Source organism: Oceanobacillus caeni (assembly GCF_042678465.1).
Lineage (GTDB): Bacteria > Bacillota > Bacilli > Bacillales > Amphibacillaceae > Oceanobacillus > Oceanobacillus caeni.
Genome location: NZ_JBHTKV010000003.1, coordinates 90,561 through 114,142 on the forward strand (window position 1 = coordinate 90,561; position 23,582 = coordinate 114,142).

18 protein-coding genes are annotated in these 23,582 nt (G+C 37.4%); 13 read left to right on the top strand and 5 right to left on the bottom strand.

All coding sequences use genetic code 11. The annotated features are described in order from the left end of the window. Nucleotides 1-144: 144 nt before the first annotated feature. From ACFQ18_RS03985 to ACFQ18_RS04000, 4 genes are all read left to right on the top strand, one after another. Nucleotides 145-717 carry a helix-turn-helix domain-containing protein gene (locus ACFQ18_RS03985; RefSeq protein ID WP_204797740.1) on the top strand — a complete coding sequence of 191 codons (573 nt, stop codon included), beginning with the start codon at nt 145-147 and terminating at the stop codon, nt 715-717. A gap of 451 nt (nt 718-1,168) precedes the next feature. Continuing rightward, complete coding sequence (locus tag ACFQ18_RS03990; RefSeq protein WP_204797739.1) at nt 1,169-2,899, top strand: sigma-54-dependent Fis family transcriptional regulator; 1,731 nt, start codon at nt 1,169-1,171, stop codon at nt 2,897-2,899. A gap of 211 nt (nt 2,900-3,110) precedes the next feature. Beyond that, the gene (locus tag ACFQ18_RS03995) at nt 3,111-4,097 is read left to right on the top strand and encodes a 2-keto-3-deoxygluconate permease (RefSeq protein ID WP_047186608.1); all 987 of its coding nucleotides are present in this window, start codon (nt 3,111-3,113) and stop codon (nt 4,095-4,097) included. A 29-nt stretch (nt 4,098-4,126) separates the two neighbouring features. Then, nucleotides 4,127-5,419 carry a four-carbon acid sugar kinase family protein gene (locus ACFQ18_RS04000; RefSeq protein WP_204797738.1) on the top strand — a complete coding sequence of 431 codons (1,293 nt, stop codon included), beginning with the start codon at nt 4,127-4,129 and terminating at the stop codon, nt 5,417-5,419. 180 nt (nt 5,420-5,599) lie between these two features. On the opposite strand, the gene ACFQ18_RS04005 is transcribed toward ACFQ18_RS04000, so the two are convergent. After that, nucleotides 5,600-8,098 (bottom strand): NEW3 domain-containing protein, encoded by a 2,499-nt coding sequence (locus ACFQ18_RS04005; RefSeq protein WP_204797737.1) that lies wholly within the window; start codon nt 8,096-8,098, stop codon nt 5,600-5,602. Nucleotides 8,099-8,393: 295 nt separating this feature from the next. Here ACFQ18_RS04005 and ACFQ18_RS04010 point away from each other — a divergent pair, with 295 nt between their 5' ends. The 8 genes from ACFQ18_RS04010 to ACFQ18_RS04045 all read left to right on the top strand — a co-directional run bounded on the left by ACFQ18_RS04010 (nt 8,394) and on the right by ACFQ18_RS04045 (nt 18,624). Further along, entirely contained in the window at nt 8,394-9,566 is a 1,173-nt protein-coding gene (locus ACFQ18_RS04010) for an ROK family transcriptional regulator (protein ID WP_204797736.1), read from the top strand. A gap of 28 nt (nt 9,567-9,594) precedes the next feature. Beyond that, nucleotides 9,595-10,701 (top strand): extracellular solute-binding protein, encoded by a 1,107-nt coding sequence (locus tag ACFQ18_RS04015; protein WP_244987020.1) that lies wholly within the window; start codon nt 9,595-9,597, stop codon nt 10,699-10,701. 105 nt (nt 10,702-10,806) lie between these two features. After that, nucleotides 10,807-11,904 (top strand): ABC transporter ATP-binding protein, encoded by a 1,098-nt coding sequence (locus ACFQ18_RS04020; RefSeq protein ID WP_204797735.1) that lies wholly within the window; start codon nt 10,807-10,809, stop codon nt 11,902-11,904. Between the two features lie 7 nt (nt 11,905-11,911). Next, entirely contained in the window at nt 11,912-13,597 is a 1,686-nt protein-coding gene (locus ACFQ18_RS04025; protein WP_204797734.1) for an ABC transporter permease, read from the top strand. Between the two features lie 22 nt (nt 13,598-13,619). Next, nucleotides 13,620-15,017, top strand: a complete 1,398-nt coding sequence (argH, locus tag ACFQ18_RS04030; RefSeq protein WP_204797733.1) for an argininosuccinate lyase — start codon at nt 13,620-13,622, stop codon at nt 15,015-15,017. 623 nt (nt 15,018-15,640) lie between these two features. Next, nucleotides 15,641-15,850: a twin-arginine translocase TatA/TatE family subunit gene (gene tatA / locus ACFQ18_RS04035; RefSeq protein WP_047186611.1), complete on the top strand. Its 210-nt coding sequence runs from the start codon at nt 15,641-15,643 to the stop codon at nt 15,848-15,850. Between the two features lie 264 nt (nt 15,851-16,114). Further along, nucleotides 16,115-16,867, top strand: a complete 753-nt coding sequence (locus ACFQ18_RS04040; protein ID WP_047186612.1) for a gluconate 2-dehydrogenase subunit 3 family protein — start codon at nt 16,115-16,117, stop codon at nt 16,865-16,867. Between the two features lie 23 nt (nt 16,868-16,890). Beyond that, a complete protein-coding gene (locus ACFQ18_RS04045; protein WP_204797732.1) occupies nt 16,891-18,624 on the top strand; it encodes a GMC family oxidoreductase in 1,734 nt (577 codons plus the stop codon). A gap of 646 nt (nt 18,625-19,270) precedes the next feature. Here ACFQ18_RS04045 and ACFQ18_RS04050 read toward each other — a convergent pair. From ACFQ18_RS04050 to ACFQ18_RS04065, 4 genes are all read right to left on the bottom strand, one after another. Beyond that, nucleotides 19,271-19,594, bottom strand: coding sequence for a YolD-like family protein (locus tag ACFQ18_RS04050; protein WP_047186614.1), 324 nt, complete (start codon nt 19,592-19,594; stop codon nt 19,271-19,273). A 233-nt stretch (nt 19,595-19,827) separates the two neighbouring features. Continuing rightward, the gene (locus tag ACFQ18_RS04055) at nt 19,828-20,826 is read right to left on the bottom strand and encodes an ABC transporter substrate-binding protein (protein ID WP_047186615.1); all 999 of its coding nucleotides are present in this window, start codon (nt 20,824-20,826) and stop codon (nt 19,828-19,830) included. A 19-nt stretch (nt 20,827-20,845) separates the two neighbouring features. Continuing rightward, complete coding sequence (locus tag ACFQ18_RS04060; protein ID WP_204797731.1) at nt 20,846-21,613, bottom strand: ABC transporter permease; 768 nt, start codon at nt 21,611-21,613, stop codon at nt 20,846-20,848. Then, on the bottom strand, nt 21,597-22,382 hold the full coding sequence (locus ACFQ18_RS04065; protein WP_204797730.1) for an ABC transporter ATP-binding protein: 786 nt from the start codon (nt 22,380-22,382) through the stop codon (nt 21,597-21,599). The genes ACFQ18_RS04060 and ACFQ18_RS04065 overlap by 17 nt, the downstream gene beginning before the upstream one ends. A 232-nt stretch (nt 22,383-22,614) precedes the next feature. Between ACFQ18_RS04065 and cysK the strand changes: the two genes are divergently transcribed. Continuing rightward, nucleotides 22,615-23,538: a cysteine synthase A gene (gene cysK / locus ACFQ18_RS04070; RefSeq protein WP_060667715.1), complete on the top strand. Its 924-nt coding sequence runs from the start codon at nt 22,615-22,617 to the stop codon at nt 23,536-23,538. The last annotated feature ends 44 nt before the right edge of the window (nt 23,539-23,582 follow it).

The following is a 23,582-nucleotide window of genomic DNA, read 5'->3' on the forward strand; positions in this document are numbered from 1 at the left end:
CTGTGTTTTTAATTTTATCCCCTTACATAATCCCATTGTCCTATGTTATAGTGTTTTAGAATGAATTTTTTCCATGGAATTCCAGTTGGAGGGTGTAAAAGTTCATATAAAAAATATTTATTTAGAAAGGTGTTGGTGAGAAGAGTGAGAAGAAGTTGGACTTCGGATGAAATTACATATTTAAAAGATAATGTAGGTTTATATAAACTTACAACGATTGCCCAAAATCTAGATCGTTCTTATGAATCTGTGAGGGTTAAGATGACGAGAATTTATCTATCAAATACAAAATCACAGACGGGTTATCTCACATTTCACGAATTGGCTACACTTTTAAAGGTAGATCGAAATACTGTCAAGGGCTGGGCGGAGAATCATAACTTACCATACTTCAAAAAAGCCACAAGAGCACGTAAATATTTCTATTTTGTAGATCCGTCTGATTTTTGGGAATGGGCAGAGCAACATAAAGATAAAGTTCAATTTTCCGATATTGATCCCCACAGCATCCCCCCTGAACCGGAATGGGTAGAGAACGAAAGAAGGAAGGATAAGTGTACTACGAAGAAAAGGCGTTATCAAAAATGGACAACGAAAGAGGAAACCTTACTTATAGAATTACGTAAGAAGGGGTTATCTTATAAAGAAATTGGGGAACAAATGGGGAGGACTGCCATTAGTGTTGAACGGCGTTATAAAAGGGTTTTGGGAAAATAGGTTGAAAGATTAAAGAGGTCAATTCCGTATAAAGGGAATTGACCTTTAATTTCACTATTATATTTTGATTGCTGAAATCTAGGAAATGTGCCGACAAGCAGCTGTAATTCCCCTGAATGTGCGATAGCTGTCCATTTAATCGTGCAGTGATCATTCACATCTCACATCATACACATCCTTTATTAGAATATTGATTATAACACCAAAATAATAAATGGATGTTAGTACAATCACAAAAACTAATGGTGTTTAAATCAATAAAATGATGGTTTATTGCATGCGTGTTGTCATGTTGGTCATGTCACTTTGGAACAGAAGTAAATCTGTAGTACACCCAAAAGTTAGATGTCTACTCTAACTTTTGGGGGGAGCGTACTATGCTTGTGTCTCCTCCCGTTCTATGGGATAATAAAACCACTGTTTAAAAATGCAACAAACGAGGTGTGTTCTGATGATAAAAGCACTTTTTATTGCTCCCTATACAGGGTTAGCGGAAACGGTTAAAAAGACCAATGTCCCTAATGATTTTGATATAGATGTTGAGGTTGCTAACCTAGAAGATGCGTTTGATATTGCTGAACGTGCCGAAAAGGACAAGTATGACATAATCATAAGTCGTGGTGGTACCGCCTCGCTGATTCAGGAAATCGTATCCATTCCAGTTATTCATGTCGATATTAGTGGGTATGATTTGCTTCGTGTTTTTACGTTAATTCGGGAAATGAATGAAGGGGTGGCTCTTGTAGGGTTTGAAAACATTACCCGCGGTGCTGGGACATTGTGTAATATAATGGAATACGATGTCCGAGTGGTTACTGTGAAAAATAGCAATGACGTGGTCCCAACATTGGAAAAGTTAAAGAACCAAGGATTTACCGTTGTACTAGGGGATACGATTACGATACAGGAAGCAGAAAAAATAGGTTTACGAGGGATACTAATTACATCTGGAAAAGAAGCTGTTATGGATGCGTATGATGAGGCCAGGCGGTTATACCGTTTATTTAAAGGTGTAACAAGACAAATAAATGAATATCATCATATCTTACAATCCCTGCCATTCCCGTTTGTTTTAGTTAATAATGAGAAAGAAATTTTGGATAAAAATAGTTTATTTGATAATGAACTCCTTCAACATAATATGTTGATTCCTGATGTTTGGAAAGTTGTGAAGCGTGTTTTAGAACGTGGACAGAATGAATGGGCTGAAATAGAAGGAGAGTCTAAAGGATATGTGGTACAGGTTTTTCCTGTTAAAGAGAAATTGATGGCAGGAATTATTGTACACTCCTCCTTTAAATTAGTTAAGAAAAGTTATCAAATCAATCACTGTCCTGCCCGTTTACCAATTATTGGTGACAGTCGTCAGGCGGAAAATTTGCGGAGTAATTTAAGTAAATATGCATTGAAGGATGTTCCTATTATGATTGTGGGCGAAGCCGGAACAGGGAAAAGCACGATAGCTCAGGCGATACATTTTGAACGATTTGGACAGGATTATCCCATTGTTTTTGTGTGGGGGAATCGTTTAAATGATTTGGAGTGGGAAGAGCTCAACCGTACATTGTTCAAGATGCAGAAAGGGACTCTTCTTATCAAGAATATAGAAGAACTTTCCAAACAAACACAGTATAAATTATTGGATCTTTTAAATCAAATTCCAGGAAAAATAAAAGTAATCTCTTTAGTAAATTATTCCTTGGATTCCAAGGTTCAACAAGGACAATTTCTTAAGGAATTATATGAAAAACTATCTAACCTTCCTTTGCACTTAGTTCCATTAAAAGAAAGGAAAGGGGATATCCCAACATTTATAGGCTATTTTCTATCCGATTTTCATGCAGAAAGTGGGAATGAAACATTAGGTATGAAAAAAGAAGCGATGGATTATTTGAAACAATTTGATTGGCCAGGGAACTTTACCCAGTTGAAAAATGTGATTAATGAATTAAGTATGACGACTTCAGATTTATATATAGAACGGAATCATGTAATAGACGTTCTGTCACATTTAGAAACAGAGGATACTGTTGAAGAAGATGTACCAAGTAACCAAACATTAGAGGAAATAGAACAAGAGGTTATTAGAAAAGTGCTTGAAGAAGAGAATCATAATCAAACCAAAGCAGCAAAACGATTAGGGATTAATCGAACGACATTATGGAGAAAATTAAATTCATAGAGCAATAAAAAGAAGAGATGGGAGACTGTCTCCTTTTTTATTTGTTTAAAAATGTAACGAAAATATCTTTATTGAGATCATTCAATAGGTTCGTTTTTTATAAAATGTGTTGCAATATATATATATTTAGTATAGAATTTGCTTATGCAAACGCTTGATAAAATAATAATCGTTACATAATTAAACGATTCGTATAAAAGGGGAGATATTTATGAAAATTAAAGCTACATTAGAAAAGATTCCAGGAGGTATGATGGTTGTTCCGTTGTTGCTTGCTGCAACAATCAATACGTTTGCGCCGGATTTATTAAGGATAGGAAACTTTACAGAAGCGTTATTTGTGGATGGAGCAAGTACATTAATCGCTTTGTTCTTACTATTTACAGGTGCCCAAATTAACCTAAAAAACATAGGAGTCAGTCTTGGGAAAGGGGCAACCCTCTTATTAACGAAATGGGTTGTTGGTGCAATTGTTGGTTTAATTGCGTTTATGTTTGCTGGTGATGATGGACTATGGTTGGGACTTGCACCAATTGCCATTATTGCTGCGATGACTAATAGTAATGGTGGTTTATATGTTGCGTTAGTTGGACAGTACGGAGATAAGACAGATCGTGCGGCGTATTCTTTATTGGCATTAAATGACGGTCCATTTTTAACGATGGTTGCATTAGCTATTTTTGGCGCAATGGGATTTGTTGATGGTATGTTCTCTATTGTTTCCTTTATTTCCGTATTATTACCAATCGTTATCGGTATGGTTTTAGGTAATCTAGACGAGGATATGCGTGACTTCTTTAATCAAGGAAGTTCTGTATTAATTCCATTTTTTGCATTTGCGTTAGGAATGGGAATTAATTTTGAGAGCATTATCGAAGGTGGATTATCCGGTATTATAGTTGGTTTATTAACTGTATTTGTTACTGGTACTGCGGGTTACTTTGTATTTAAAGCTATGAAATGGAATCCGATTGCTGGCGTTGCTGAAGGATCCACAGCTGGTAATGCTGTAGCAACACCTGCTGCTATCGCTGCAGCTAGCTCTGCATTTGCTGCAAATGTTGAACTTGCAACTGTTCAAGTTGCTGCATCTGTAGTGACAACGGCCATTTTACTACCTATTTATCTTGGATTTCTTGTGAAAAGACTGGAGAAAAAAGGTATTCGAGTGCCAGATGATTATGTGGTCGATAAGTAATTCATAAAAGCTGAGGGTGATGGAACAACATGGATAGACCGATAGGAATTATTGCGGATGATTTGACAGGTGCAAATGATAGTGGAATTCAATTAACGATGAAGGGAATCCATACATCGGTTTACTTTGAAATTCCAACTCATCATCATCATTTATCAAGTGGGATTGTGATTGACACGAATTCTCGAGCGTTATTAAAGGAAGAAGCTGTTTCCGCTGCGAAACACGCTTCCTTGTTTTTAAAAGAAGCTGGATATAACCATATTTATAAAAAAATGGATTCTACATTAAGAGGACATACAGGGTTAGAGTTAAAGGCAATTAGGGAAGTTTTTGATCCTGAATATGTTGTTGTTGGTCCGGCGTTTCCGGCGCTTGGTCGAACAACAAAGGATGGAATACATTATGTAAATGGGGAGAAAATAGTGGATACGGAATTTTCCAAGGATCCAAAACACCCTGTTACAACTTCTTTTATTCCAGTTTTACTTGAAAATGAAACGAAAGAGCCAATTGGTCAATTAACAAGGGCGGACTATGAGAAAGACTCGTCCAAATTTCAAGAAAAGCTAAAGTCTTGGAAAGATCGTGGCGTAACGTATATTGTTTGCGATGCGGAAACACAGGATGATTTACGAATGGCTGCAAAACGTATCGCCTCCATATCCAAAAATGTGATATGGGCAGGATCTGCTGGGTTAGCAGAAGTGCTTCCAGAAGTACTGGGATTCGGTCAACAGGTTGGGAAGCAAGAATTTTCAATATCTCAACAAGTTATGACCGTTTGTGGTAGCCTGTCGCAAGTAACACAAAATCAAGTCAAATATGCTGCGAAGCAATCTAATATCACGGCTGTTGAGGTAAATACGGTAGAAATATTTACTGAAGAATGGGATATACATAAGAATCACTATATAAAAGAATGTCTAACTGGATTACGCCAAGGAAATGATATTGTTCTTTTCGTGCCTTCGAATGAAACGATTCGACAAGTAGTGAAACAGGTTGGAAACAGTTTAGAGCTAACTGGTAACCAAATTGGGGAAAAGATATCTCACGCATTAGGAGAACTTACTGTTAGAGTAGCGGAAGAAGCGGAGCAACTCACTGGTTTTGTACTTACAGGTGGGGATACGGCAAAAGATATTTCTCGTCAATTGGGTGGTATCGGTTTTCAGTTGGTGAAACAGATAGAAGCGGGAATTCCATTAGGATCTTTAATTGGAACTGAAAAGGAATATTTCGCGGTAACGAAAGCTGGTGCATTTGGGAAAGAAGATTCTATTTATCGTGCTATGCAAGAATTAAAGGGAGTTCGGTGAAAATCGATTGTTTGGATAAGGTGAAGAAGAGGGACATTTGACTGTCACTCTGGATATAAATCTTTTTGTACATAAGTTTTTTTCATAATAAATATAGTTCTATGAAATTCAACGTATATTTTTATATAATGCTATAAAACAGTAGACCAGTTTTGCTAGTCTACTGTCTTTTTATCTAACCTACTCTACACCATAGCTAATAAGGTTAGTAAAGATTCTATAGGCACCCGGTACTTGGTTGTCGATTTGTCGATAGAATACGAGGTTGGTGTATAGATAGGTTCCTTCACCGTATTCAGCTAAAAGTATTCCACTATCAAATGGTTCCTCACCAGGGTCATTCATTTTTACGAATGTTTCGTAGTGATCATCCCATTTCATAGGAAAATAAAGTCCTCTTTCCTGTACCCAGTTATCCCAGTCATTATCTGTAATTTTGTTCGGGTAATGGAATAGTTTATGATCTGGTTTGGTTACGGTAACTTTGGCGTTTTCATCTGTTACACGCCACTCTATAGATGGATTTCCTATCTCCAATGGGTATGGTGCTGACTTTTCAATATCCCAGTTATCTCCTGGTTTGTGGTATTGCACAACCAAATGCCCGCCGTTTTTAACATATTCTAGTAAGCGATCATTATGATGGACAAGGTCTTCTCGTGATAGATTAGCTCTAATTCCAGTTATAATTGTATCGTATTGAGAAAGGTCACCAGAGGCTAAGTCTTCCTCTTGAAGATTGGTAATATCAAATCCGGCGTTTTTTAAGTAATTACTCACTTCATCAAAACCACTTTCAATATATCCTACTTTTAATTTTTCAGGTTTTAATAGCTCAAATGCCTCTCCATCAATGACGGATTTATAGGCATAGTAAGAATTACGAATGTGATCATATGAAATTTCTTGTATGGTTGTGTTGTACTGTTTTCCATTTGCTTCTGCGATTGTTTCCATGTTTATCTCTCCCTCTTCTATGTTAGAAGGTGGTGTTAAAGTAAAGGAAACCTCATTTTCCTCCATTCGTTCCGTAAATTTAATTTCCTTTTGTTTAGGCTCACTATTCCAGCCTTCAGGGAGATTTAATGAAACAGTGGCTTTATTTTCACCTTTTACATAGTTTTTCACTTTAACCTTTACAGGGATTTGATCCTGAATCTCATCGGTATTTACGAACAGATTCTTAGGTTCGGCACTAATACTAATTTCTGGCAGTACTGCAACTGTATTATCTAAATCTAGTATTTTTGTTGATTCTACACCATTTTCTTTGAATGTAATTTTTGTTTGAATAATGGGTTCTTCATAGGGGTTAAAGTATTCTGCATCATCTGGAATGTTGACAGTGTATGTTACGGATTTCGATTCTCCCGGTTTTAAGTGCTTGATGTTTCCATCTCCGCTCACTTTCCAATTGTCCGGTGTGACTAATGATGAATTAATATGTTGAATTTTCTCCTTTCCATTATTAGTGATTTCCATCGTAATATTTGCTTGTTCTCCTCGTGTTAATGTGTAGCTTTCCATAGACGTTTCAACCTTGAGGCTAGATGATACAAAACTTACTTGTTGCAGTTGTTCTTCTTTTATTTCTAATTTATGAAGAAGATCATTTTTTACATCATCGTCTATTTTTGCTTTCTCTACTGAATGATAAATCTTTTGCACTTGTTTTAATGCTTGTTGGGACTCTGGTAGAATGGCTTCTCGGTTAGGATAAAGTTCTATAATGTGGTCTAGCTTTTCTTGTAAATTTGCTAGTTTTCCTTGAAGTTCCTTATTTTGAATAGCTTCTGACCATTCTTTGAAATCATATGGAATACCTGCGAATAGATCTGTGTTTTTCTCTGAAGATGAGGAGTTCATAAGTTCTAGATGAAATTGCCTAGGTTCTGCTGGGACTTCCTTTCCCATCCCCTGACTCTTATGCATCATTCTAGATTCTTCCCCAAGTTGTGGGTAGGTCATCTGATAAATTGGGTCCATGTCACCAATTTCTATGGATGTAGTAGCTGTTTCTTCTGATTCAGCTGGTAGGTAAAGTTTCTTTATTTGCCATACAGACAATCCATTTTCCAACTGTTCTGGGAAAACATTTGGATCTGCGGCATCTGTAAATGCACGTTCACTTAAGATAGTCATTGTTCTGTGGTGACCATGTTGACTATTTACGTTTCTGAAAGATGGCATCACTATATCTGGTTGAAAAGTTCGAATAAATTTAATTAACCGCTCATATGTTACTTCTTCTCCCCATTTTTCAAGGGTTTCTTCTGGAGATTTCGAGAAACCAAAGTCATAAATGGTATCATCTGTTGTTTCGCTTAAATGGTAAGCTTTAACGCCGGTAATTTTTGCGGCTTCTATCATTTCATTGGAGCGAATGATACCTAATGCACTTCCTAATTCACTACCAATTTCATTTTGCCCACCTTCTCCACGGTTTGCAATCATACTTGCAGTTTTTACTCCAAGACCTCTAGAAAGATAAGCGAGAAAATCACTCCTTTCATCGTCAGGATGTGCTCCGGTATTTAAGAAAGTTATTGTTGTATCTAGAGGTTTTACTACATTCCAAAGTTCAACGTCTTGTTCTTTGCTATTGTTTGCAAATGCTGTTATAGGAAAATAAGCTGTGATGAGGACAATAGAAAGAAGCAAATAGAACCCCTTTTTCATAATTGTTACTCCTCCTATCCTTAATTAAGTAGGCCTGTATGAATATTTCCTCCTTTCCTTAGATGTTGTTAGTAAGTTTTACTAACTAACATGCTAGGCCGATTTACTGCTTCATAAACAAAATAACATATGAGTCAGAAATGTAAATATTAGGAAGGTCCTAATTATTACTAATAATTCCGAAAATTTGTACTTTACAAACGTTTGTCCAATCACTTAATATAAAAGTTGATATGGAATTAGGTAAGTAAACTTTACTTACTTAATTCCAAATGATAAGTAAGGGGCCTATGAAATGCTAAAGGGAAACTCAGCTAATTCTACTTACATACAGCAAATGAATAAAAAATTAATTTTAAAGTGCATTATGGAAGAAGATCTTATTTCACGTGCATCTATTTCAAAAAAATTGTCTATATCTAAACCTACTGTGTCTACTATCGTTGACCAGTTATTAGAGGAGGAATGGGTTTATGAAACAGGAGTTGGTGAGGTTCCTAAAAAAGGAGGTAGACGCCCCGTAAACTTAAGATTCAATCCTCAAAAAGGTTACATTATTGGTGTAGATATTGGTGGGACGAAGGTAGCGGTTGGAATCACTGATTTAAGTGGGAAGGTTTATGATATGACGGTGTTCCCTACAAAGAAAATAAAAGGGGAGCGGTTATTTGATGAAATTAAAACTGAAATGGAACAAATTAGAGAGCGCCTACAAATCAGCGAATCTAAATTGATGGGGATGGGGGTAGGTGTTCCTGGAATTGTTAATGTAGAAAGTGGGACAGTAATCGAAGCACCTGCACTTGAGTGGAACAATTACCCCATACTTGACGTGCTTAGAAGTAGATTTAACCTTCCTATTTTCGTTGACAATGATGTCAATATTAGTGTTCTTGGGGAACATTGGAAGGGAATTGGTAGAAAAAAGGACAATTTAATCTATATTGCTATTGGAACTGGAATTGGCAGCGGCATCATGATTAATGGTGATCTGTATCGTGGGAAATCTTATGCTGCTGGAGAAATCGGCTATATGGTCACCGATAGAACATTAGCTAAAAATTATCACCCTGTTTTTGATGGATATGGCTTTTTAGAAAGTGTTTCTGGTGGATTATCTATTGGAGAACAGCTGTCCAAACGGTTAGGGAGAAAGGTAGAAGCAAAAGAGGCATTTGAGCTTTACCTAAAAAAGGATCATGATGCTATGAAGGTTATTGATATTGCGATTGAGAATTTGTCATTAGGCATTGCTAATTATATTTCCTTGTTAGACCCTGAGTTAATTATTTTAGGGGGTGGTGTCAGTGAATCGTACCATGTCATAAGCAATAAGATGCAAGACATCATACAACGATTCACGCCAAGAAAATGTGATGTAGTGCAAACTACTTTTGGTGAGGAGGCAGGGGTCATTGGTGCTGTCGCTTTGTTTTTACGGGAGTATGACAGTGTGTTAAACATTTGATTGAAGGGGGAGACTTTTTTTGAGAAGTATGAGAAAAAGTTGGCTATATCTGATGGTACTTGGACTATTTATATTCCTTGCCGGTTGTATGGCAGGAGAATCAGATCATACAAGTGGTGATTCTGGTGAAGCGGAAACAAATGATAAAGCTGGGGAAAAGTCCGGTGATTTAGAGGATACGGTTGTTGTTTATTCTCCGCATGGAAGCGATATACTTGGTGAATTTGAAAAATTATTTGAGGAAGAGTATGGGATTGATATGCAATTTTTAGATATGGGATCCCAAGAGATTTTGGACCGTGTTCGTTCGGAAGCTAATAATGTTCAAGCAGACGTTTGGTGGGGAGCACCTCAATTAAATTTTGATCAGGCTAAGGCCGATGGTTTACTAGCGGAATATAAACCATCTTATGCAGATACTTTAGATGAAATGTATTATGATGAGGACTTTATGTGGACTGGAACATCCATTACACCAGAAGTAATTCTATATAACACAAATGAAATATCAGAAGATGAAGTTCCGAAAGATTGGGATGATTTACTTGATCCAAAATGGGAAGATGAAATTATCGTTCGGTACCCATTAGCATCTGGAACAATGCGCACTATTTATTCAGCTATGATTTATAGAACTTATAAAGACACGGAAGATCCACAAAAAGGTTATGAATGGTTGGAGAAATTTGATCATAATACCAAAGAATATTCGGCTAACCCAGAAATAATGTATAACCAAGTGGCCAAGGGGGTAGGTAGTCTATCTGTATGGAATATGCCAGATACTGTTATGTTAGCAGAAGAGAAGGACTATCCATTTGGTTATGTTATCCCTGAAAGCGGTACACCAGTTTTAACGGAGGGAATTGCTATTTTAAAAGATGCGCCACATCCTAAAGCGGCTGAGGCTTTCTATGAATTCGTTAATACAAAGGAAGCGGCAAAACTCTTGGCAGAAAAATATTATCGTATTCCGACGCGTGATGATATAGAAGAACTTCCAGAATGGATTACGGAAACAGAAATTAAACCAATGGACATTGATTGGGAATTATTTGATGAGAAGCAATCCGAATGGATGGAATACTGGGATAATAATATTAAAAATACAGAGAAAGATTTAAGCGAAGAATAAATACTTCCACCACTTAATTTACTAACAAAAACTTGAAGAGGGGGATGAAGGTAAACCCCCCATTGATGAAGTCTACTTTATGACAGATTAAAGGGAGTTGTTGGTATGTCAACTGTCAATTTATCTAAAATAACAAAGCAATTTGGTAGTGTAACAGCTGTGAAAAATCTAGATCTGTTAATAAATGAAGGTGAATTTTTTACTTTTCTAGGTCCGAGTGGATGTGGTAAGACAACAACTCTTCGTATGATCGCAGGTTTCTACTATCCTACGAAAGGTAAAGTTTTGTTTAATGATAAGGATATGACTGCCGTACCACCGGAGAAAAGGAATACAGGCATGGTTTTTCAAAACTATGCCTTATTTCCACATATGACTGTTTTTGAAAATGTCGCCTTTGGGCTAAAGGTAAGAAAGTTAAATAGAACGGAAATGAAAAAGCGAGTAGAAGAAGTGCTAAAGAAAGTTCGTTTGGAGCAATATATGGATAGACAAGTAAGTCAACTAAGCGGTGGTCAACAACAACGCGTTGCATTGGCTCGGGCTTTGGTAATTGAGCCAGATATTCTTTTGCTTGATGAACCATTAAGTAACTTAGATGCTAGGTTACGAGATGAAATGCGAAATGAAATTTTACGTCTACAGAGAGATTATGCGATAACCACCATTTATGTTACGCATGATCAGGTAGAGGCGTTGACAATGAGTGACCGGATTGCTGTTTTTAATATGGGGGTCTGTCAGCAAATTGGTAGTCCGATAGAGATTTATAACGAGCCGGTTAATGATTTCGTAGCGGAATTTATTGGAGAGACTAATCTACTCCCAGTCATTTTTGAAGAACAAGCGGATAAGCAAAGAGTATATCGAACACAAGATTTAGATGTTTCGATTTATGTAGTAGATGAGAAACCTCATATTGCCAATTATAAAGATTCGGATGAACTTGTCATGTCCATTCGGCCGGAAGCGGTTCAAATTGTGGGAGAGGAGAAAGAAGGGGAAAACATTCTTCGAGGGGAAGTATCCTTAGTACAGTTCACAGGTGCCTCTGTTCATACTTATGTAACACTAGAAAATGGAGTAACCATTAGAACAACAGATTTGAATAAAGGCCCTAGTATATATCTACAGGAAGGTAAGAAAGTAAATGTACAATTACCAGCTAATCAAATACGTGTGATTCCAAAGGCAAGGATGTGAAGAACACATGTTAAATGCACAAAAAAGAAAAACGATTCTTTTATTGATACCAATTATTCTCGTATTAGTTGGCTATGTACTTTATCCATCTATTGAAACAATGATTGAAAGTTTTAAAAGGAATGGTACCTTTTCTTTAGAAAACTATCAAGATTTCTTTGGTGAAAAGGCTAATGCCAATTTAGAGGCTTTATGGAATTCGGTTTGGATTTCTTTATTATCTGTGTTTTTTAGTGCGTTAATCGGAATACCGTTAGCTTATATTTTTAACCGCTATGATTTTCCAGGGAGGAAATTCTTCTCGAGTATTGCAATTATGCCGATCGTTTTACCATCTCTTGTAGGGGTTATGGCATTTATGTATTTATATGGAGAAGCAGGTTTGATTCCTAACATGATTAAGGACTTATTTCGTTTATCTGAAGTTCCCTTTAGTATTGGTGGGATTAGCGGTATCCTCATTGTCCACGCCTATACGATGTATCCATATTTTTATATGACGACTTCATCTGCACTAAATAATATTGATCCTTCTTTGGAGGAGTCCGCCTATAATCTTGGCGCAAACCGCTTTGAAGTATTCTGGAAAATTACGTTTCCTTTATTAACCCCTGGTTTGGTAGCAGCTTCCTTACTTGTTTTTATGGTTTCCATGGCATCATTCAGTGCACCGTTTTTATTAGCTGGTGGATTCCGAGTACTAAGTTTACAAATCTACTTTTCTAAAATGAATGGCGATTTAGAAATGGCGGCAACTCAGTCTATCATTCTAACTGTTGTGTCTATATCCTTCCTACTGTTTATGCGATGGTATCAAAACAGACGAGATTACAGGATGGCAAGTAAAGGGATTGGAGCGCATCGTAGTGAGGTCAATAATCCATTTTTAAAAGGGTGTATGGTAACACTTGGAATATTAGCCATGATTATTCTGCTGTTACCGCATGCTACTTTACTTATTCTATCTCTTGTTCCTGAAGGCGGATGGACTTGGCAAACGTATCCTCAAAGCTTTAATCTAGAAAATTACCGATTATTGTTTGATGATCCAAATATTTGGGATCCTGTTAGAAATAGTTTAATCATGTCTTTTATTGCTTGTATAGGTGTATTTGTTTTTGGCATTATTACTTCTTATGCTTTAGTAAAGCGTAAGTTTATTGGTAAAAATTTATTAGATATACTTGTGATGATTCCGTGGGTGTTACCGGCAACAGTAGTAGGGATGAACATGATATTGGCATTCAACAAAGCCTCAATATTTTCTTTTGGTCATATTTTAGTCGGTACATTTTGGATATTACCACTTGCTTATTTTGTTCGATTTATTCCATTAGTCGTCCGTTCCACAACTGCTGTCCTTGAACAAATGGATGATTCGATTGAGGAGGCAGCACAGAATTTGGGTGCCAAATGGTTTTATACCTTTAGAAGGGTAGTTATCCCCATTATTATGCCGGGGGTATTAAGTGGAACATTGTTAGCATTTGTGCAAGCAGTTGGGGAATTTCCAACCTCTGTCCTTCTTTATACATTAGGAAATCGACCGATATCTATTGAAATCATGAATCAGCTGAGAATGTTTAATATGGGGCAGGCAGCAGCATATGGAATGATTCAGGTTGGACTAATTGCTATTGTCATGATTATTTCGAGTAAGTTCTTTAAAGTAAAGGCGGATAATGCTTTATAACTTAGATTGAGGTGCATAGTTCATGGTTATGACAAAGAAACAGTTTGAATCAGTTGATGGAAAAATATTTCCCGGAAAGACTTACGTAGAAGCATTATTAAAACCCGTATTCTATGATCAAAAAGAACATCTATTTGATTCCATGTTTTTGATTCATAAAGCCCATACGACCATGCTTAAAGAGCAAGGGATTTTAACAGAAGAGGAAGCGAAAAAGATTCTAGATGGTGTGAAACATGTAGAATTAATGGATCGTGAAGAAATAGGGTATTCACCCGAATACGAAGATTTATTTTTCTTCGTAGAGTCTCGTATAGGGGAATGGATTGGTGATGATTTAGCGGGGAAAATGCATATCGCAAAAAGTAGAAATGATATGGGCGAAGCTATGTATCGAATTGTTATTCGTGATTATTTAAAGCAAACCATTGACAATGCGGAAAAATTAGCAGAGACAATTCTTTATCAGGCAGAGCAACATGTTGATTCCGTTATGCCCGCGCATACACATACTCAACCAGCACAGCCCACAACGTTTGGACATTATTTTGTCGCAATTCATGATAATCTGCAAAGAGATATCCAAAGGTTAAAGGAAGCATATAAAACAGTGAATCAATCCCCAATGGGGGCGGTGGCTATTACGACTACTGGTTTTCCCATTAATCGAATGCGGGTTGCTGAGCTCCTAGGTTTTGATGGACTGGTAGAAAATTCTTACGATGCTATTGCTACTGGAGATTATCTAATTGAAGCTGCACAGGTATTAGTAAGTTTAATGACAAACACGGGTCGGTGGATTCAAGAATTATTGCGAATGGCATCAAAAGAAGTTGGTTTAATCCAGGTTTCTGATGCTTATGTACAAATTAGTAGTATCATGCCACAAAAAAGAAATCCTGTTTCCATCGAACACTCACGAGCAATTAGTAGTAGTGCAGCAGCGGAAGGAATGGCAGTGATTCATATGATTCATAATACGCCATACGGGGATATCAATGATACGGAAGATGATCTACAGCCACACCTTTATACTGGCTATAAAAAGGCAAATCGAGTCTTGTGTTTAATGAGAGCGGTAATTCTAACGATGGAAATTCATACGGATCGGGCTTATCAACAAGCTAGGGAAAATATGATTACCATCACGGAACTTGCAGATGTTCTTACAAGAGATTATGGGGTCCCTTTTCGAAAAGCCCATTCAAAGGCTAGTGTCATTGCAAAGAGGACGAATGCGGAAGGAAAGCAATTATATGATCTATCTGTTCGCCAAGTGAATGAGTGGTTAGAAGATATCCAATTAACGAATGAAGATTGGGCAGCAATCGTAGACCCTATGTGCTTTGTTGAAAGAAGAAAAATAACAGGCGGCCCTAATCCGGAAGTAGTAAGGGCAATGATTAGGGCGAGGAAATAGATGAAGAAAGCTATCTATCTTGACTGTAGAGTGGGATGGGTAGCTGTTTTATTTGTTCTGTGGCGCGAATGCTGATAAATGGAAGGTGATTACTGATATATGAGATTGAGTGCTGATAAATGGAAGATGATTGCTGATATATGAGGTTGAGTGCTGATAAATGGAAGGAGATTACTGATAAATGGAGTGCGAGCTACTGATAAAAAAGCTCCAGTACCGATATCCTAAGCTCGATTACGGAATATCTGCATATATACCAAGATATCAGCACACACTTACGGAATATCAGTATTCATATTAAGATATCAGCACACACTTACGGGATATCAGTATTCATATCAATATATCAGCATTCGCTTACGGTATATCAGCATTCATATCAATATATCAGCACTCGCATACGGAATATCAGTATTCATATCAATATATCAGCACTCGCATACGGTATATCAGTATTCATATCAAGATATCAGCACCCGCTTACCGGACAGCGTATATATCAAGATATCAGTTAAATCAATTATCATCTTTTAAAATGTTAGATTTCCAATGAATTCCTCGTGTAAACCATATTAAAAATGGAAATACTATAAGAAAAAATATAGTGGATAGGAGGGGTTTTATTGGGTTTAGCACAAATTGGTATTCCAGGTTTGATTCTCATCATCTTTTTAGCATTAATCATTTTTGGCCCTAGAAGACTTCCGGAAATAGGGAAGGCGGCTGGACAAACATTACGGGAATTTAAGAGCACAACAAATGATTTAATTAGCGATGACGACGATAAAATTGATAAAAAAGATAAGAATAACAACAAAGCATTAGATGATTAAGAATGAGACGCGGATGCGCATTGGCTCGCACCATTAGACGCGTCAAAGACATGGTAAGGCATATATTATTTATAGCAAATTTCACGTAAAGCCGCACATAGCGTTTGATGTGCGGCTTTTCCTACTTTAAGTGAAGCTGACTCTACTCAGTAAAACTTTGAAAATACCAAGGAGTGAATCTATTTTTAATGGACAAGTTTACTAATCAACCAATTGGATACACTGAATAACAACTATCATACATAAAGACGAGGAGGAATAAAGTTGTCAGATGAAGAAAAGAAGGCACCGGATTTATCCCGCCGTAAATTTATTAAAAACTCCGGTTATGTAGCTGGAGGAGCAATTGGCGGTGGTATTCTTACCTCTCTAATCGGTACAACTATTTGGGGAGGGAATCAAAAAACAGCACCGAAGACTACAACGAATGAGGCAGATTCATATAATCGCGCACTAATGTATTTTAGGAGAAGGAAAGATTTCGAAATTCTTAGCGCAGCGACGGAAAGGATTTTTCCAGAAGATGAAAATGGCCCAGGAGCAATCGCGTTGGGTGTACCTTATTTTATCGATCACCAATTAGCTGGAGGCTATGGAAATAATGAAAAAGAGTATACGTTAGGGCCTTTTTCAGAAGGGACAGATTACCAAGGTTATCAATCTCCATTAAAACGGCATGAAATTTTTACAGCTGGGATCCAAGCTATGGAAAGAGAAAGTCAAGAAAACTATGGCACTTCCTTTGCAGAACTAGAAGGGGAACAACAGGATGAGATTCTACGGAAATTCGAGGAAAAGAAGGTAAAGATGAAGCATGTTAGCTCGGCGTATTTTTTTGATCAACTTCGTACAGCAACTCTCTCAGGTGTATACGCAGATCCATTGTATGGTGGAAATGCCAATATGGATGGATGGAGAATGAAGGAATTCCCTGGCAATCAAATGAGTTATATACAGGAGATTGAGAAAGAGGAATTTATCGAATATGAACCGAGTTCTTTGAAGGATCATTTATAAATTCTAGAATATGGAGGTTTCGTATGGTTAAAACACTAGATAAAGTAGACGTAGTTACGGTGGGAATAGGTTGGGCTGGAGGCATCATTGCTTCAGAACTCGGGAAAGCTGGAGTAAAGGTTGTTGGTCTTGAACGAGGTGAGAATCGGACAACCGAAGATTTTCAAATGATACACGATGAATATCGATATGCGATACGGCATGACCTGATGCAAGATTTATCCAAGGAAACGATTACTTTTCGGAATAACCCTGATGAAGTCGCATTACCTATGCGACAATTTGGTGCATTTCTGATTGGAACCGGGGTGGGCGGTGCAGGGTCTCACTGGAACGGGGATACGTGGTTTTTTTCACCTTATGATTTTCAGATAAAAACCATGACGGAAAAGAAATACGGTAAGAATAAACTCCCTAAAGAATATCTGATTCAAGATTGGGGCATCACATACGATGAACTAGAGCCATATTATGAAAAGTTTGAGAAGATGGCCGGAACAAGTGGGGAACCAAATCCTTTAAGACCTGAAAGAAAGAGGGAGTATCCAACTCCACCGATGAAAAGTACTCCAATGCTTGATCGTTTTGAGAAGGCAGCAAAAAACCTAGGGTTGCATCCTTTTCGTTTGCCATCTGGAAATATATCTGAATCTTATACCAATCCCGATGGAAAAACATTAAACCAATGTCAGTATTGTGGCTTTTGTGAAACATTTGGTTGCGAATATGGTGCAAAATCGACACCAAATGTAACAGTAGTTCCAACAGCATTAGAAACAAATAACTTTGAATTACGGACACATGCCAATGTCGTGGCAATCCATCATGATGGTAAACGGGCGACAGGTGTTCGATATGTTGACGTTCAAACAGGAGAAGAATTTGATCAGCCAGCGGATGTTGTAGTGTTAACGAGTTATACAGTGAGTAATGCTCGCCTTTTATTATTATCTGATATTGGAAAGCCCTATGATCCAAAAACAGGAACTGGTGTAATCGGGAAAAATTATTGTTACCACATTACCCCAGTTGTCACTGGATTCTTTAAGGAAAAGTTTAATTCGGCAATGGGAGCCGGTTCACTTGGAACGACCTTGGACGACTTTAACAATGATAACTTTGATCATTCCGATTTGGATTTTATTCATGGCGGCTCCATCACGATGAAGCAATTAGGTAAAAGACCGATTAATGAAAATGCAGCTCCAAAAGGTACGCCAACATGGGGGAAAGAATTTAAACAAAAATCAATCGAATACTTTAATCGCTCGATACCTGTTACTTCTCAAGGTACTTCTTTACCTCATCGTAATAATTACTTAAGTCTTGACCCTACCTATAAAGATGCTTATGGAAACCCATTGATGCGATTGACGTATGATTTTACCGAGCATGATCATAAACTGCATGATTTTATTTCGGAAAGATGCGCAGAAATCTTGCATGAAATGGGTGCAGAAAAGGTGGAAACGAGGGAGTTAACCGAACACTTCGACATTGTTCCCGCTCATAATGATCATATTACTGGCGGTGTCATTATGGGAGAAAATCCCGAGACATCTGCACTTAATAATTATCTCCAAATGTGGGATATGGATAATGTATTCGTCATTGGCGCCTCTGCTTTTCCTCATAATGGAGGTTATAACCCTACAGGCACAGTAGGAGCATTAGCATATCGTGCAGCCGAGGGGATTTTAAAGTTTAGGGACAGAGATGGACAACTTGTTAAAGCGAAGGATAGTAGTAGAGCGTAGGGAGAGGCTATGGGGGGTCAGACTATTAGCCTTGTACCGAAGATTATAGGTAAGATCAGTTTAATAAAAATATTTTGCGACATTCGCGATTGTTGAATAAACGACTTTATTATTACAACTACAAGTGTAGCTCGGCAATTGCACCAAAAACAACTTTATTTTTACATCGTCCGCAGATGTGGGCGGTGTAATGTGTATTTGCACACAGGGCGAAATTGCTTTATAAACAAGACTAGTATAATTAGATTAATTGAAGAATAAAAGGATAACTCAGCCCTGCAAGAACGGCAGCGGGGAAAAGTTATCCTGTCAAACAATTGTTTCCAGCCCTGTAAGAACGGTAGTGGGGAGAGAAAAAATATTTTAATAAGCAATTTATATTTAAAATATAGCTTCTGAACACTATTGTCAACAAAAAACAATGAATCAATAAGGGGACTTATAAATATGATAATAGGGAGTTCCTTAATTAGGGGTTTTAATATGGCTAGAAACCTTGCTGAGTAACAACCGATCCATATTCAAACAAACGTTTGATTTGTGATGAATACATAGAATAAGAACAGCAACGAAAAGATTCGTCTAATTTTGATATGTTATGAAATACCCGAGAAAGGCGAAAAGCCACTAACCTTATCGGCTAGGGCTATTCCGTAACAACATCTAAAATATCCATTAATCCTATTTTCGTATAATCATCTAACTGTATATATTTATCGGCGAGATCAATCTTTTTTATTTTGCCTTTAATCACTTTGTAATCATAATCGGAATAATATTTAATTTGAACGGGTAAATGATGATGAATAGCGAGTTGCAGTTTCATGTTTATTTCTTCTAATTCTTGCTCGTCTAACATTGGCTTAGCTTTCCTTTCCTTGTCTTTCCACATCTTATTTAGCATCTGAATATGCTCTGGTAGCATCATAGCTGTCCATTTAATCGATCCACGATCATTTACTTCTGACATAATAAAACCACCTACCCTTAGAACGTTTGTTCCTATTATAACACAAAAATATTATCATATGAAACATATGTTTTAGAAGGGACTTGGTGGAAGATGCAGAAAAGTGTATGGGGCCATATGGAATGGTGGAAAAAATGTAAATAGGCTCTTGCAAATAAGGTATCTGGATAATTGATACCCAAAGAGTAGCCATTTAAAAAGCCTACTCTTTAGGATGAGTTTAATGTTATGAATTAATTAGATTTTAATACCAAGCCGTCGAAATTAGGGGTTTCTTTAAGGAATTCTAAATCAAAAGAGGATTGACCAAACTCTTTCAGCACTTCCTCATCAATTTCAGTTGTATACGTCATGCGGTCCATTGCTTTTGCTACGATTTCTTTGTCCATTTCCTGTTTCGTTAAATCTTTAATCGCCTTAATCACTATATCTTGCGTTTCCTCTTGGTTGTTATGAATAAAATCTATAGCTTTTTGTTGTGCTTTCACTAGGCCTTGAACCGTTTCTTTATTTTCTTCTATTAGGTTACCCGAGGCCACTAAAACTACGTTCGGAAGGTTTTCTCCATATGCAATTTCTTCTGTGCTTACAACTACATTCGCACCGTTTTCAATTAAAATAGTTGCCCATGGTTCTGGAACCGCCGCTAAGTCTACTTGACCTGTTTCAAACATTCCTTGATATGTTGCTGGATTACCAGTAACATGTTTTAAAGAACCCCCAATACGTGCAGATGCTAAATCATCTAGGTCTTTTTCCATTAAAAAGGTTTCAAATTGAACATCATGTGTACAGCCAATTCCTGGTGTGATGAATGTTTTTCCTTTCATGTCCTCCAAGCTTTCGATTCCACTTTGTTCACTGGCAACAACCACTGTGCCACCTGTTGACGCGCCACCGATGATTTTGACATTAGCTCCATTTGAATAGTTGTTTAAAACCGGCCCTGGTCCAACTAACCCAGTGTCAATTTCACCAGATTTTAATGCAGTCATAAAGGTTCCACCATCAGGAAATGTACGATATTCAATTTCAACATTTTCTCCCAACGCTTCTTCATAGTATCCTTTTTCACGTGCAATCATTGCTGGTGCGTGATCAATATTGGGGAAATAGCCAATAACAACTTTTTCCTTTCCTTCTTTTCCGCCGGAAGTTTCATTCCCCCCACCACATGCTGCTAATACTCCTATGATGAGCACGAATATAGTCATTAATAACCATTTTTTCATCCTTCTTCCTCCTCGTGTATTATGCTGCTTCTTTTTGTTCAAGTCCCCATTTCACCAAGACTCTTTTTTCTATCCGTTGAAAAATAAGAATATCAACGGTTACCCCAATAACACCAATAACGAACATGATTGCAATCACCATATCCATCCGTCCAAAGTCAGATGCATATTTCAAGGTATAACCGAGTCCTGGCCCTGTACTTAGTAACTCTCCTGCCATTAAGGCGCGCCATGCAAAAGCCCATGCTAAGCGGGTTCCTGTGACAGCATATGGAACCGCCGCTGGTAACATAACGCGGATGAATAAATCAATTCCAGTAGATCCCATGGTTTGGGCTGCTTTAATATAAAGTGGTTGAACATTTTTAATCCCTGTCCGCATATTAATCGTCATAACAATAGCGGCACCAAGTACGATAATGAAAATGACTGATTTTTCATTGAGTCCAAACCACATGATCGCTAGTGGAAGCCAAACAATACTAGGAATACTTTGTAGTGCCAGTATCAGTGATCCCAACGTTTCATCCGCGGTTTTCACATTGGCTAGGAATACGCCTAATAAAACACCAATAATAAGTGCAATGGATAAACCAATGATTAATCGAGTAAAACTAGCTCCTAAGTCCTCTAATAAGGAACCGTCAGCTAAACTTTCCTGAAGGCTTAACAGCACATCTACCGGTGATGGCAAAATGACAGCTGGAATATGAAAGATTCTAATTGCTAACTCCCAGAGTCCGCCTAAAGCCGCAAAAAAGAGGATTCGTTTAATAGCTAACTGCATCGTATAACGCCTCTTCTACGACATTATCTATCTCATTCTTTAGTAATTTCGAAATCAATTCCTCGTAATGAGCGATTTCCTGTATATGTTGTTCTCGTGGTCGTTCCATATTTATGGGAATCTCTTTTAAAACTCTACCGGGGTTTGTGCCTAATACAATAATTCGATCTGATAATTTAATAGCCTCTTGGATACTATGTGTAACAAAAAGAATTGTCTTTTTCGTTTCGGACCAAATTCTTTCTAGTTCATCTTGGAGTCTTCTTCTTGTTTGCTCATCTAATGCACCGAACGGTTCATCCATTAGAAGAACGCGTGGATTCATGGCTAGGGCTCTAGCAATGGAAACTCTTTGCTGCATCCCGCCTGAAAGTTCATGTGGGGAATGTTTGGCATAGGAACTTAACTGCACCAACTGTAAATATTTCTGTACAATGACTCTTGCTTCTTTCTTTTTCATTTCTTTCTTTAAAGCGAACATGATATTTTCTTCAACAGACAGCCATGGAAAAAGGGCTGCTTGCTGAAACACCATTCCCCTGTCTTTTCCTGGTTTTGTAATTAAGCAATCGTCCAAGTGTAACTCTCCTTCGCTTGGCGTCAGAAGACCTGCAACAATATTAAGGAGTGTTGATTTACCACATCCAGAAGGCCCTAGAAGAGAAACGAATTCTCCTTCTTTTATGTTTAAATTAATGTCTTTTAAAACTAGTTCCGTTTTCCCGTAGTTCGTAAAACATTTCTGTACATTTTTTATCGTTAGGAACATGCGTTTTTCCCACCTTTTAATAACCTTATAATTCACATCATAATAATAGGAATATTTATAATTAGATTATATGACGATAATAGGGAAAGTCAATTAGTTTTTAGAAAATTAGGCAAAAAATCTCGGTTTTCCATTGTTAATAACCTCTAAATGCGTTAAAATTTAGTATACATACTACTTTAGTTGGAATTGGTACTTTCAGATAGAATAAAATCAAAAGGTGGTACTCAGGATGAAATTATATTCAACTATTCTCGACCTTATCGGTAAGACACCAATCGTACAATTAAACAGACTGCCTGATCCAAACGGTGCTAATGTTTTTATGAAATTGGAATCTTTTAATCCCGGCGGAAGTGTCAAAGATCGAGCGGCATTTAATATGATTGAAGAAGCGGAAAAGGAAGGAAAGTTGATTCCAGGAAAAAGCACAATCATTGAACCAACATCCGGTAATACCGGAATCGGACTTTGCATGGTTAGTGCCGTAAAAGGTTATCGTTGTATTGTTACGATGCCTGACAATGCGACGAAAGAGCGGATCAAAATTATGAAAGCTTATGGAGCGGAAGTTGTTTTAACTCCATCAAGCCAGCGAATGCAAGGCGCTATTGACGAAGCGGATAGAATAGCCAAAAAGACACCAAATAGTTTCATTCCAATGCAGTTTGAAAACAAAGCAAATGCAGATGCACATCGAGAAACAACTGCTGTAGAAATTATGGAAGCCTTTGATGGGAAATTGGATGCATTCGTGTTAACAGCAGGTACAGGTGGAACTGTTACAGGGACTGGAGAAGAATTAAAAAAGCAAATTTCTCATTTGAAAATTTACGTTGTGGAACCAAAAGGATCACCTGTTCTCTCAGGCGGTAAACCGGGTCCGCATAAGATTCCAGGAACAGGGCCAGGATTTATTCCAAGTATTTTAAATCAAGAAATTTATGATGAAATTCTTCATGTCGATGATGACGATGCACAAAATATGGCTAGAAGTCTTGCTGCAAAAGAAGGAATTTTTGTGGGAGCTTCTAGTGCAGCATCGGCCTTTTCTGCGATTCAAGTAGCGAAAACACTCCCATCTTCTGCAAATGTTTTATGCATTGCTCCAGATACTGGTGAACGTTACTTATCATCAGATTTATTTCCAGAATGAGCCAGGAGGACAGGTCTATCCCTCTGGTTTTTAGAAAAAAGAAG